General features: G+C 60.2%; 13 protein-coding genes. 2 read left to right on the top strand and 11 right to left on the bottom strand.

The features are described 5' to 3' along the window. Positions 1-95: 95 nt before the first annotated feature. The gene (locus H0921_RS01895; RefSeq protein ID WP_194536320.1) at positions 96-1,481 is read right to left on the bottom strand and encodes a cysteine synthase; all 1,386 of its coding nucleotides are present in this window, start codon (positions 1,479-1,481) and stop codon (positions 96-98) included. 432 nt (positions 1,482-1,913) lie between these two features. On the opposite strand from H0921_RS01895, the gene H0921_RS01890 reads away from it, so the two are divergent. Further along, positions 1,914-2,855, top strand: a complete 942-nt coding sequence (locus H0921_RS01890) for a DNA integrity scanning protein DisA nucleotide-binding domain protein (RefSeq protein ID WP_194536319.1) — start codon at positions 1,914-1,916, stop codon at positions 2,853-2,855. A gap of 231 nt (positions 2,856-3,086) precedes the next feature. Here H0921_RS01890 and H0921_RS01885 read toward each other — a convergent pair whose 3' ends face one another. Beyond that, positions 3,087-3,296, bottom strand: a complete 210-nt coding sequence (locus tag H0921_RS01885) for a hypothetical protein (protein WP_194536318.1) — start codon at positions 3,294-3,296, stop codon at positions 3,087-3,089. Positions 3,297-3,719: 423 nt separating this feature from the next. Here H0921_RS01885 and H0921_RS01880 point away from each other — a divergent pair, with 423 nt between their 5' ends. After that, positions 3,720-4,943: an amidohydrolase gene (locus H0921_RS01880; RefSeq protein WP_228498893.1), complete on the top strand. Its 1,224-nt coding sequence runs from the start codon at positions 3,720-3,722 to the stop codon at positions 4,941-4,943. Positions 4,944-5,166: 223 nt separating this feature from the next. Here H0921_RS01880 and tyrS read toward each other — a convergent pair whose 3' ends face one another. The 9 genes from tyrS to H0921_RS01835 form a co-directional block, all read right to left on the bottom strand. Continuing rightward, entirely contained in the window at positions 5,167-6,393 is a 1,227-nt protein-coding gene (gene tyrS, locus H0921_RS01875; RefSeq protein ID WP_194536316.1) for a tyrosine--tRNA ligase, read from the bottom strand. A 225-nt stretch (positions 6,394-6,618) separates the two neighbouring features. Beyond that, positions 6,619-7,173 carry a YraN family protein gene (locus H0921_RS01870; RefSeq protein WP_194536315.1) on the bottom strand — a complete coding sequence of 185 codons (555 nt, stop codon included), beginning with the start codon at positions 7,171-7,173 and terminating at the stop codon, positions 6,619-6,621. Further along, the gene (gene rplS, locus H0921_RS18430; RefSeq protein WP_390622528.1) at positions 7,151-7,678 is read right to left on the bottom strand and encodes a 50S ribosomal protein L19; all 528 of its coding nucleotides are present in this window, start codon (positions 7,676-7,678) and stop codon (positions 7,151-7,153) included. Before rplS ends, H0921_RS01870 begins: the two co-directional genes overlap by 23 nt. Positions 7,679-7,764: 86 nt before the next feature. Next, entirely contained in the window at positions 7,765-8,508 is a 744-nt protein-coding gene (trmD, locus tag H0921_RS01860) for a tRNA (guanosine(37)-N1)-methyltransferase TrmD (RefSeq protein WP_194536657.1), read from the bottom strand. Between the two features lie 51 nt (positions 8,509-8,559). Further along, positions 8,560-8,895 (bottom strand): 30S ribosomal protein S16, encoded by a 336-nt coding sequence (gene rpsP / locus H0921_RS01855; RefSeq protein ID WP_194536314.1) that lies wholly within the window; start codon positions 8,893-8,895, stop codon positions 8,560-8,562. A 149-nt stretch (positions 8,896-9,044) separates the two neighbouring features. Next, a complete protein-coding gene (locus tag H0921_RS01850; RefSeq protein ID WP_194536313.1) occupies positions 9,045-9,311 on the bottom strand; it encodes a biotin/lipoyl-containing protein in 267 nt (88 codons plus the stop codon). Positions 9,312-9,385: 74 nt separating this feature from the next. After that, positions 9,386-10,342, bottom strand: a complete 957-nt coding sequence (lipA, locus tag H0921_RS01845) for a lipoyl synthase (protein WP_194536312.1) — start codon at positions 10,340-10,342, stop codon at positions 9,386-9,388. Then, complete coding sequence (locus H0921_RS01840; protein WP_194536311.1) at positions 10,320-11,084, bottom strand: lipoyl(octanoyl) transferase LipB; 765 nt, start codon at positions 11,082-11,084, stop codon at positions 10,320-10,322. The genes lipA and H0921_RS01840 overlap by 23 nt, the downstream gene beginning before the upstream one ends. Positions 11,085-11,441: 357 nt before the next feature. Continuing rightward, positions 11,442-12,866 carry a DUF1501 domain-containing protein gene (locus H0921_RS01835; RefSeq protein WP_194536310.1) on the bottom strand — a complete coding sequence of 475 codons (1,425 nt, stop codon included), beginning with the start codon at positions 12,864-12,866 and terminating at the stop codon, positions 11,442-11,444. Positions 12,867-12,895: the final 29 nt, after the last annotated feature.

The raw sequence follows: 12,895 nt of genomic DNA, 5'->3' as shown, positions 1-12,895 counted from the left end.
CTCCTGATCCTGTGCATCTGCTGGAGATTGCAGCAGTAGGATTTCCGGATCTCCGTGGCTTACGCTATCGCGCGGGGCGGATGGCACCCTTAGGATCACGAGGATGGCGCTTCCTCGCTGGGTTCGGTTTTGCTGTGGGTGCGCGTTTCGTCCCAGTATTGAATCAAGTCGATCCGAGTGATGATGTCCAGAACCTGATCGCGATCCGTGGCCAGCACGCCGCTGTAGCCGGCCAGCAGCAAGCGATATACTTCGTCCAGGTCCGTGTGGAGGTCCACAAGGGGCAAAGGCCGCGCCATGACCTCCCGAATGGTGACCTGTGTGGGGTCCCGGCCATCGTGGAGCAGGCGGGCCAAGGTGATCTCCTGGATGCTGCCGATGGCGCGCCCTTGTTCCAGGACAGGCAATTGAGAGACGCCGAGACGTTCCATCAGGTGAATCGCCTCATCGGCGGTAGCATCAGGCTGAATGATGGCCAATTGCCTGGGTCCGCGGCGCTGGAGCAGGTCGGCCACCGAGTGCCGCTGAGTCTGGCGATAGGTGAGTTGGTTTTCTGCCAGCCAGTTGTCATCGAAGAATTTGCTCAGGTAATTGCGGCCGGTGTCGCAGCCAATTGTGACAACCAGATGTTCCGGGCCTAGGCGGCGGGCGTAACGCAAGGCCGCTGCCACGTTCGTGCCGCTGCTGCCGCCCAGGAGCAATCCCTCCCGGCGGGCCAACTGCCGGGCGATATGGAAGGACTCCGCGTCGCTGATCCGCTCCCACTCGTCCACATACTGGCTGGAAAATGTCTTGGGCACAAAGTCCTCGCCGATCCCTTCGACTTTCCAGGGTTTGGGCGTACCCCCCGACAAGACCGAGCCTTCGGGATCGGCACCCACCACGCGGATGTTCGGATTGCGTTCCTTGAGGTAGCGCGCCACGCCGGTGATAGTCCCGCCAGTCCCGACGCCGGCGACAAAGACGGTGACCTTTCCTTTGGTTTGCTCCCAGATTTCCGGCCCCGTAGTCAGGTAGTGGATCTCCGGATTGGAGAGATTGCCAAATTGGTTGGGCCGCCAGGCTCCGGGAATCTCGCGCGCCAGCCGGTCGGCAACGCCGTTGTAACTTTCCGGCGAATCAGGCGGGACGTTAGTCGGCGTTATGACCACCTCCGCTCCGTAAGCTTTGAGCAGCGCGATTTTTTCCTGGGACATTTTGTCCGGCAACACGCAGATGCAGCGGTAGCCGCGCACAGCCGCGACCATTGCCAGGCCGACTCCCGTGTTGCCCGCCGTCGCCTCGATGATCGTGCCGCCGGGAGCGAGCAATCCTTTCCGCTCGGCATCCTGGATCATCGCCCAGGCCACCCGGTCTTTGATACTTCCGCCCGGATTGGCTGACTCGATCTTCACGGCCACGCGTGCCTGCAAGCCTTGCGTCAGCCGCTGCAACAGCACCAGGGGTGTGTGCCCAATGGCGTCCAGAATCGACTCGTGCATCCTCGCCTCGCTGTTCCCCGAAGCCTACCGGTGTCTTACCAACTCCACGTTCCCGAAAGTATAGTTGCCATCTTCTGGGTATGTGTGACTGACTTCCGTCTTGCCATTGTCCGCATTTCTCGCAAGCTGTACAAGACGAGGCGGATGTGGGAACCTCCCAGATGGACCGGAGTGGCTGTTCCAGGCCGCGGAGTGGCCGACTGTGGCCAAGGATGGGGGCAGGACTATCTTCGATCGCTCCTGAGAGCGAGTTTCCAATGGTGATGACCTGAGACGGCAAATCCGCTATTTCCCACCCGCTGAACCAGAGCAAAGACGCGCAGGATGGAAGGTGGACTTGCGACGCGCGGGAGGGGCTATAGCCCTCTGGCAGTCCAGGGTATAGATTGAAGCGATTGGGGAACATTTTCAGTTGGAAATCCGGCACCGGACATGAGCTTGCCTTCCCAGTCCGTCGCATTGTTACAAGCGGCGCGGGAGTTGGTCCAAAACCTGCCCGCTGACGCCGTCCTATTGCTGACGGAGACCAGCCTGCCGTGGGAGGATGTGGCCCGCATTTTGGGAGATTGCAAACTGCTCGTGGCAGCGGTCAACCCCGCCTTGACCCGTTCCCTCCGCGATCGGGAAGGTTGGATTGTTGTCGATGTCGATTCGGAACCCCGCCCGACCCAAGAACGGATGAATGCTGCCTTACTCCGCGCCGTCACCGAAAAGCACTTGCAACCCGGCGCCCACGTGGTGGCCCTGTACAACGGTATCGCTACTCTGGAGGATGGACCTGAACCCATTGACACCCTCAGTGTCATTCACTTGGGCGAACATTTGGAACGGCTCACACCCCAAGATTTGCGCGTGTTGGCGGATGCTGCTCCCCTCGATGTTCTGCGTGCGGTGGTGGAATTGGCCACAGAAATTGGACGGGAAGGACGGGAAGGACAACCCATCGGCACCATCCTGGTCGTGGGCGATACCCGCAAAGTGCTAAGCCTATCGCGCTTCCAAAACTTCAACCCGTTTCGGGGTTATAGCCGGGCGGAAAGAGATGTGCGCAAGCGGGATGTCCGCGAGCAAATCAAGGAGATCGCCAAGCTGGATGGTGCCATCCTGATCAGCCGGGATGGGATCGCCGAAGCTGCCTGCCTCCATCTCAATGCCCGCACCGATGGTGTCAACTTGCGCAAGGGCTTTGGTTCCCGCCATCTGGCCGCCGCAGCGATCAGCAAGCACACAAACGCGGTGGCCTTTGCAGTCAGTCAGTCCTCCGGCTCGGTCCGCGTCTTCAAAAAAGGCGAGGAAGTGCTTCACATTGAGCCATTGGCCCGCCCCCACATCTGGCAGCCTTTCCGGTTGGAAACCCACGAGCCGGAACGCTAGGCGTTGCCAGCATCCCCCAGCATATCCTGCGACTCTCGGAATCCTCCAACCTTACGGCAGAGCTACCCCCCGAAACGTGGCATTCTGCATAGCTCATCTCCTGAAAAAGTCTTCGCTTCTCCCGTCGGGAAAATGCAATGAACCCACCCTAATGGACACAGGATGGGTTCAACGGATGACACCCAGAACTTCAGCCGAAGACCGCGCCGGAACGTTACAGCGGGAGGCCGCTTAGGAGTTGGGATGGTCATCGCTGTTGAGAGGCGGCCACTCCTTCTCCAAGCCTTCCTCTTCAATCAATTCCAACTGCTCCGGTGTAAGCTGATACTTTTCCATAATGCGCTGTTTGGATTCCGGTACGGGAATCCCTTGGTCTTGGGCCTTGACAAGTGCCTGGAAAATGGACTTCCGCTGTTTGAGCGTCAAAGTTTTGATGGTCATAGTACACAAATCCTCCCTCAGGTGCAGAACTGGGCCAACACCCTAACGCGCTGGCGTATCAGGCAACCGGATCTCTCTGCGATGGATGCTGGGCGAAAAAAGAGATGCGGTTATAGAAATATACGCTACCGGAGGTGTCGGATTCGAGTAAAAAATGTCAAATCGGGCAATTTTTTGCCCGCTGGTTCCCCCTACCTTCCTCCGACCGTGAGGTCACCCATGCGGCACATGGCTCTAATTGCTTGTCTGATTGCTAGTTGCGGTTCAGGAATCTGCACCCTGGCCCAGCCGGTAAAGACCGCATCCTCCCAACCGCCGATGCCCAGCCTGGTTCCGAAATCGCTTGACCTTTCTCTGCGAGATACGGCTCAGTCTCCAGGGAAGTCCAAGATTCTCGCCAGACAGAAACAGATTGATGGATTTTTGAATAATTCGCTCCCCGGCCTGGTTCGCTTGTATCAAGAACTGCATGCCCACCCCGAATTGTCCTTGCAGGAGGAAAAAACAGCGGCCCGGCTCGCCCAGGAGATGCGCCAGCTCGGTTGGGACGTCACGGAAAAGGTCGGCGGGCATGGCGTCGTGGCGGTTTTGAAGAATGGCCGCGGCCCTGTCGTTCTCGTGCGCACGGACATGGATGCCCTGCCGATCATCGAACAGACCGGCTTGCCCTATGCCAGCAAGGTCCGCACGCGGGACCGCTGGGGGCAGGAAGTGGGGGTGATGCATGCCTGCGGGCACGACATGCATATGGCCTGTTGGGTGGGAACAGCACAGGTTCTGACCGCACTGAAAGGGGAATGGAGCGGGACGCTGCTGTTTGTGGCCCAACCCGCTGAGGAGATTGTCGCGGGCGCCCGGCGTATGCTGGAAGATGGTTTATACCGACGCTTCCCTAAACCGGACTATGCCTTGGCATTGCACTGCGATGCCCATTTGCCGGTCGGAACGGTAGCCTATCGGGCCGGCTTGAGTCTGGCCGCCTCGGACGCCGTGGACATCGTCGTCAAAGGCCAAGGCGGTCATGGGGCCGCCCCCCATCTGACCGTGGACCCGGTCGTTCTAGCCGCCCGAATCATCTTGGATTTGCAGACCATCGTCAGCCGAGAAGTCAATCCGATCGATCCGGTCGTGATCACTGTCGGATCGATCCACGGCGGGACCAAACACAACATCATACCCAATGAAGTCCGCTTGCAATTGACGGTGCGCACGACCCGGACCGAAACACGGGACCATGTCCTGCGAGCCATTGAGCGGATATGCCGGGCCGTGGCTGTCAGCGCGCGAGCACCAGAGCCGGAAATCCGGGTTCGCCTGGATGAGTACACGCCACCGACGATCAATGACCCCGCCCTCACCGAGCGGTGCGTGCGCGTGTTCCAGTCAATTCTGGGACCGGAAAATGTCCGGGAGCGTCCCCCCGTCATGGGAGCCGAGGACTTTGGGCGGTACGCCGCGGAGAATACACCAATCTTCATCTTCTTTCTGGGGACCGTTGAGCCGGAGCGTTACGCCGCTGCCCAGAAGCCCGGAGGGGCGCCGCTACCTGGCCTCCACACCGACCGTTTTGCCCCAGTTCCCGAACCAACTCTGAAAACCGGAGTGCGCTGCATGTCCTCAGCAGTTCTGGATTTGCTTAGCCGGTAAGAGGAGGCAAAGAATACAGGGGGAAGGGGGCAGCAGCAAAGGAGTAGGAGAAGGGGAGAGCGACGGCTTCCTACGCTGTTCGGTTCAGTTGTCCCGTTCATCCGTGTCCCATGCTGCCTGCCGCGAGACAGGAAGGACAGACGAGACCTGCCACCGTGCGAGAGATGCCGCCAGGTAGTGGAGAGAGAGAGGACGGCGTATGTTACCCTAGGGCCGCGGATGGTTAGCCTTGAGGAGCGGAGGTGGTCCGCAGCCGAGCGCGCTTGCGTCCTAAGCGGAGGATGAGGCCATCCTGCGGTGTCAGCGTAGCTTTGACGTCCGTAATTTTCACTCGATCAGGGCCATAATTGACGGCCCCCTCCTCGATTTTCCGCCGGGCTTCGCTTTTGCTGGCCGCTAAACCGCTGGCGACGAGCAAGTCCACAACGGGGACGTTCGCCGCTGTGGACCACTCCGCCGGCAGGCGGACTTCCGGCATCTGTTCGGGGTCGCCTTTTTCCTCGAATTGCCGCCGCCATTCTTCCAGGCATTGCTGCGCAGCATCTTCCCCATAGAAGAAGCGAACGATGTCGGCGGCTAAGGTTTTTTTGGCTTCGTTGGGCTTGCCGGAGAGGATGGCCTGGATTTCAGCCTCGGTGCGATCCGTCAGCAGCGTGAACCATTCGGGCATCAGTTCGTCCGGGATGCGCATGGTTTTGCCGAACATCTCTTGAGGCGGTTCGCTGACGCCGATGTAATTGCCCACGCTCTTGCCCATTTTTTTCACTCCATCGGTGCCGCGCAGGATGGGCATGGTCAGGCACACTTGGGGTTTCTGCCCTGCGGCCCGTTGCAGATCGCGCCCGACCATGAGGTTGTACAACTGCTCGGTTCCGCCGAGTTCCACATCCGCTCGCACTTCCACCGAATCCCAACCTTGGAGCAAGGGATAGAGACACTCGTGGAGGTAAATGGGACTGTTCGCCTGGAGACGCTTGCTGAAATCGTCGCGTTCCAGCAGACGTTGGACGGTAGTCTGCCCGAGCAGGCGCAGGAAGTCGGGGAAGCGGAACCGGTCGAACCACTCGTGATTGGCACGGACTTCGGCCGCCTGGATGTCGATGATCTTGGCGATTTGCTCCAGGTAGGTCCGCGCATTTCTCTCGATCTGTTCCGGCGTCAGCCCTTGGCGGCTGGCATCGCGTCCGCTGGGGTCTCCCACTGCCGCTGTGGCGGTGCCGATGATCAAAACAGCTCGGTGCCCCAACTGTTGAAATTGCCGGAGCTTGCGCAGGGGAACCGTATGCCCCAAGTGGACATCGAATCCGGTTGGATCAATCCCGTACTTGATGCGCAAGGGCTGCCCCGTTTGGTAACTCCATTCCAACCGGGCACGCAATTCTTCGAGGGTTTCGATTTGGGCCACACCTCGCAATAAGATGCGGAGTTGTTCGTCCACAGGAGGAAACATAAGCTCACCACCTTGTGCTATCGTCACAGATCGGCCGAATGTTCTCCGAACAGTATGTCGCCTCATCGCTTGCTCATCGGCCTGATACCGTTCAGGATGAGACTTTCGCCAGTGAGGTCAAGACACAGCGGCGGATCGAAGGGATCGGAAGAAGGGACCGAGCAAGGCTCGGCTCCTGCGATGGGCTGGGCCGGGTGCAGGCGTTATGGGTAAAAACCGGCTTATTCAGGAAAAGAACTGGAATCTTCCCTGGGCCTCGAAGGCATTGGGAATGTGATGGATGAGGGGATAACGGGCGTGGGGCGGCCAAGCAACGGCGACGATATCGAAGCGAACAGGAACTTGTCCCAAGGCTCGATAACGCTGAAGGAAGGCAAGGGCAGCTCGCGTCAGCTTCTGTTGTTTGCGCTGGTCGACCGAGGCCATGATCTCTTGGATCGCTTCTGGCCGGGAGGATTGGGTGGAGCGGACCTCGACAACTACCAGGGTCTCTCCGTCCAGAGCGAGGAGGTCGATTTCGCCAGGCGAGAGGCGGAGATTGGCGGCGAGGAGGATAAACTTCAAGCGGCGGAGATGGGCGGCAACCGCCCGTTCACAGCGGTGGCCAAACCACCGCCGCCACCAAGGCCAACGGGTGAAGTGGTCGGCGGAAGCATCATCATGGGAAGGGCAGAGTGCCCGACGCCAGCGCTGCCACCAAGGGGTGGAAGAGTCCCGTGCGGAGTCGTGCCGCTCAACTGAGGAGAGGGAGGACGGGTTATTTCTTTTTGCCCTTGGCACCGGTGTTACCACTCGCTTGAGCTTCGCGTTTGGCTTTCTTCTTCTGAGCGGACTTGCTGGTTCCGCCCTCGGCGGCGGCCTTAGCCGCCGCTTCCGCAGCGGCCTTGGCGGCCTCTTCCGCAGCGCGCCGGAGTTCCTCGTCGATCCGGGCTTGCCGTTCCTTATCCTCACGGATGCGGGTGGCTTTCCCGACTCGTTCCCGCAAGTAGTAGAGCTTCGCCCGGCGGACTTTGCCCGCTTTCTTGACCACTATCTTCGCAATGCGTGGAGAATGCAAGGGGAAAATACGCTCCACGCCTTCTCCCTGGACAATACGGCGCACCGTGAACGTTTCCCGGACGCCATCATGCTGCCGGGCGATCACATCCCCCTCAAAAACCTGGATGCGCTCCTTGGGACCGTCCAGGATTCGCTGGTGGACTTCCACCCGATCGCCAATGCGGAAGTCTGGAATGTCCGTACGCAGGTACTGTTGCTCAACATGACGCAGCAGTGTGCCGATCATGATAGACCTCTCCTGGATGAGAAAATGTGGCCCTGATTGGGCCGCTTGGGTGTTGGAAGGAAGTCTCTTACAGTCCTCCTGAGCGATTAGGACGTCGCCTTTTCCGCGGGCCAGGAGGAGTGGGGCGGCGGGGTTTCATGGGGCGCATCGACCAAGGAAGGCCGGAGGCGCCTCTGCTGGCTGCGCAAAGCGGCCTGTTCCTGCCGCCATGCCGCGATGGCCGCGTGGTTCCCACTCAATAGCACCGGCGGAACCTCGTGCCCGCGGTACACTCTGGGCCGAGTATATTGCGGGTATTCCAACTCGCCCGGAGTGTTATGCGATTCTTCCGCGATACTCTGTTCATCGCCTAACACCCCAGGAACCAAGCGAATCACGCAATCGATGATGACCATCGCGGGAACTTCTCCGCCGTTGCAGATGTAATCGCCGATGGAAATCTCCCAAGGGTGCAGAATGTCGCGGATGCGTTCATCGAATCCCTCATAGCGCCCGCACACGAGAAGCAAGCGGGGTTCCTGGGCCAGCCGCCGGACCAAGGGTTGGGTGAGGCGTTCCCCTGCGGGGGTCAGCAGGATGACCCGGCCCGGAGGCTGCGCTTGCGCTTGCACGGCCTCGACACACTCCACGACGGGGGGCGCCATAAGCACCATGCCCGGTCCGCCGCCGAAGGGTCGATCGTCCACTTTGTGGTGCTTGTCGTGCGACCAATCCCGGATATTCCACAGGTGGACTTGCACCAGGCCTTTCGCAATGGCGTCTTCCAGAAGGCTGTGGCGCAGGTAGCTGTCAAAGAGACCGGGAAATAAGGTCAGCACATCAAAGCGGATCACGCCCTCCTCCTCGCCCCCAGAAACGGGGCCGTAGGCCCAAGGGGAGTCTCAGCCCGTGGGAGCTGTGGAGGCAGGAGCCGGTGCATCGGCGGCCGAGGCTTGCCGGGCGGCGGCCTGTTCCGCCTCAATCGCTTCCCATTTCTTCATGTATTTGCGGAACAGCACCTTGCAGTGGTCCGTCGGTTGGGCGCCCACGCTCAGCCAATATTTGATCCGGCTCGGACGCAGCGTCACGGCCGCATCTGGATCAGGCACATGGGGATCGTAAGTTCCCAGCTCTTCCAGGACCTTGCCATCACGGGGCTGCCGGGAATCCATCGCACAAATGCGGTAATACAGCCGGTGGCGCCGCCCCATCTGCTTCAAACGAATGCGCACTCCCACAGCACGTACCCTCGGATATTCTGTTCCGAAAGCTCACACCCACATGAGATAAGAAAGTATAGTGAGGCAGGCCGCGCTTGGCTACATGTCCCCCTGCTTTCGAGTATGGAGTGTGGAATACGCGGGGAGTTGGAGCACCGGAGAAAAGATCAGGAGGGTCCCCCTTCCTCGGCGGCGAGGGGCGAGAGATAGCCGAGGACGCTACCGGGGAACAAAGCTTGATCCACCCCCGCTTGGCGCTCCACGAGCACGCCATCGATCGGCGCGGGGATGTCCACCGTGGCTCCGGGGATGAGGACTTCTGCCACGCGATCCCCGGCATAAACCGTTTCGCCAGGATGTACGTACCAAGCGCTGAGTACCGCCCGGTCCGTTCCCAAATTGGGCAGAATGATCGGTACCATCTCCGGGTACATAAGACTACCTGCCACCTCGTCGTGGAGTGAATCGAGTCCCCCAGATGCTGGACCCCTTGGCATGTCGTTCCGAGTCACGCGGAATGAGCGGGGAGCATTTCCGCGGCGTGATAGCTGGAGCGGACGAACGGTCCGGCCACCACGTGGCGGAAGCCCAGCAAGCGCGCCAATTGGGCGATGGAGTCAAATTCCTCCGGCGGGAGGTAGCGAGCCACGGGCAGGCTGTGGTGTAGTGTCGGGGCCAGATACTGGCCGAGGGTGACAATATCGCAGCCGATGCTCCGTAAATCAGCGAATACCTCCAGGACCTCGTCGAGAGTTTCACCTAATCCCAGCATCAGTCCCGCTTTGGTGAAAATGGCGGGGTCCTTTTCCTTGACACGAGCCAGAAGAGCGAGGCTGCGGCGGTACTCAGCTCGCCCCCGCGCCACCCGATAGAGGCGAGGTACGGTTTCCAAATTGTGATTGAAGACATGGGGCCGGGCGGCGATTACCCGGTCAATGGCGGCGACGTGGCCCTGAAAGTCCGGGGTGAGCACTTCGAGGGTGGCGTGGGGCAGGCGGCGGCGGACCGCTTCCAGGCATCGCACAAAATGTTCTGCGCCTCCATCTGGCAGATCATCTCGCGTCACCGAAGTGATGACCACATGCCGCAAACCCAGCCGCACACAGGCTTCCGCCAGTCGTTCCGGCTCGTCCTCATCCACAGACTGGGGTGTTCCCTTCGGAACCGAACAGAAGCTACAGGGTCGTGTGCAGACATTCCCCAGGATCATGAAGGTGGCGGTGCGCTGGGCCCAGCATTCCGGGCGGTTCGGGCAGCGGGCGTTTTCACAAACCGTTTCCAGGCGCAGGTCCTGGAGCAGGTTGTGGGTGAAGTTGTTGCCGTTACCGCGGGGCAGAGGCCGCTTCAACCACGGTGGAAGCCTCGGGCCACGATGGTTCGCTGGGCGAGCGCTTCGACCACTCCGGCTCGCTGATTCATGCGGAACAGTTGCGGGTGCTGCTTCAACTACGGGTAATGGTAACATGGTGGCGTGGGCGGGGTAGAAGGTCCGGTAATGTATGGAAAATCGACAGGCGGTCGGTCTGCAAATGCTGTTGCAGAATTTCCAGAAGCCGCTGGCGTACGCTGCTAATGCGGAAGCGGCTGCCAATCTCCCGCTGAAGGGAGGTCATCGGTTTGTCATCTCCGTCGCAGCGGACCCGGTGGAAAGGCTGCAAGTCGGGGTCCACGTTCACTAGCAGGCCGAAACAGGTGACGCCATGACGGATGGCTGCTCCCACGTGAGCTATCCGCCTGCCGGAGACAACAGCACCAGGGCAGCGGGGGTCTGCCGAGGCTGACAATCCGTAACTCCGTAATAACTCCAAGGCGATCGCTTGCAGTCGCTGAACATACTCTGCCGGGGTCCAGCCATACTGAGACAGCACCACGATCGGATAGCAGGCGAGTTGGCCGGGTAAATGCAGCATCACGCCGCCGCCACGCGCGTGCCAGCGTACCGGCCACCCCCAACGCGCTAAACAGGCGGGTTCGATACGGATGTGATCCCGGCTGCCTTCCCGGCCAATCGTGATGCTCGGCGGATGCTCGCAAATCAACACGGCGCTGGTCCCCTTAGTGCCGCTCACCTCATAAATCAGGCGCCGCTGCATTTGCAGCAGGCTGTCCCAGTCCACCGTCCCCAGTAAATAGGCTCGGAGAACAGGGGAGGAGTCATCCCGCGGAAACGTTCCGGGATTCGCACCGGGACCATTCGTTCGGCTCACCGCACCTCCGTCTCTTATTCGCATAGTGTCGATTTCATTCATCGTCATTTTAGCGGCCGCCGCGCGATATTCCCAGGCAAGTTGAACTTCAGCACATCTCCTCTGCACCCAGGAATGGCAGAGTGTAACGCCCTCCCTCTTGGCCTCGGTCAAGGAATGACGCTACTTTCTAGGCGGGGAAGTATCACGGACGGATCTTCAGCAACGCTTGAGGGAAGAGCTGTCAGCGCCAGTTGCTGAGAGGACGAGCGGTAACAGGGAGATTCCCCATGCAATTCGGGTTATCTCCCCGCCGCGTGTTTATGCCGGCGTGCAGATTCGGGAGGATCGGTATGGAGCGAAAGAGGTAGATCAGGTTCAAGCAAAGATTTCACGCACCACTCGGCCGTGGACATCGGTCAGCCGGAAATCACGGCCCGCATGGCGGTAGGTGAGTTTTTCGTGGTCCAATCCTAGCAGCCATAGGATGGTGGCGTGGAGATCGTGCATGTGGACTTTGTCTTTGACGGCATAATAGCCGAACTCGTCCGTTTCCCCGTAGGAAAAGCCTCCTTTGACCCCGCCGCCTGCGAGCCACATGGTGAATCCTTGCGGGTTGTGATCGCGTCCATCCTTGCCTTGAGTGACCGGCGTGCGGCCAAACTCTCCCCCCCAAAGGACCAAGGTGTCCTGGAGCAGACCGCGGGCTTTCAGGTCTGTCAGCAGACCGGCAATAGGCTTGTCCACCTCCAGGGCGTTTTTCGCGTGTTGGGGCATGTTGCCGTGCTGATCCCATTTGAAGGAATGGGAAACCTGGATGTAGCGGACGCCGGCCTCGGCGAAACGCCGTGCCATGAGGCACTGGCGGCCAAAGTCATCCGTGGGTTGCCGGCCGATGCCGTACAAATCCAACGTGGCTTTGCTTTCTCCGCGGATGTCAGCAATGCGCGGCACGGCGGCTTGCATACGGAAGGCTAGCTCGTAACTGGCCGCCGCGGCCTCCAGACGATCGTCAAAGCCTGCCCGTTCGGCATACTCCCGGTTGAGGGCTTGCAGATAGTCCAGTTGGTACCGCTGAATCTCTGGCGTCCAATCCGGGTGGTGGAGATGTTTGATCTGAGCATGGGCGGCAGGGATGCCTGCATGCCCGATTGGAGTTCCCTGGTAGACGGCGGGTAGGAAGGCGTTGCCATACAACTGAGCACCGCCGTGTCCACGGGTCGGGCAGATGGTGATAAAGCCCGGCAGGTCCTGGTTTTCCGTGCCCAGGCCGTAGGTGATCCACGCGCCCACACTGGGACGGGTCAAGGCAATCTCGCCGGTGTGCAGCATGAGCACAGCCTGACCGTGACTTTGTCCGTTGGTGTGCATGCCGTTGATGACGCACAGCTCGTCCGCATGCCGGGCCACTTCGGGGAACAGCTCCGAGATGTATAAGCCGCTCTCACCATGCTGGCGGAACTTCCACAGCGGCTTCATCAGTTTGCGCGAGACGGTCGTTCCTTTGGCCGGTTCAAAGGGCAGCTCCTTTCCATCCATTTTTTCCAGGACTGGCTTATAGTCGAAGGTGTCCACATGGCTCGGACCGCCGTGCATGAACAGGAAGATGACCCGCTTGGCTCGTGCGCGATGGTGGCCTTGTTTGGGCGCCAAGGGGTGCAATCCCCCGCTGGCGCCAGCCCGTGCCAGCAGGTCCACAAAGGCGAGATACCCGAAGCCGGCACCCGCCGAAGCGGCTTGCAGCATCTGACGCCGGGACCAAAGTTGGCGGCTCTGGGTACCTTTGGAGTCGTGGCTGAACATCCCATGACCTCCCATTAATCGTTTGCCGA

This window comes from Thermogemmata fonticola (assembly GCF_013694095.1).
In the GTDB taxonomy this organism is placed as follows: Bacteria; Planctomycetota; Planctomycetia; order Gemmatales; family Gemmataceae; genus Thermogemmata; species Thermogemmata fonticola.
The sequence above is the reverse complement of the archived record's forward strand: the minus strand, read 5'-3'. Positions and strand labels throughout refer to the sequence as shown.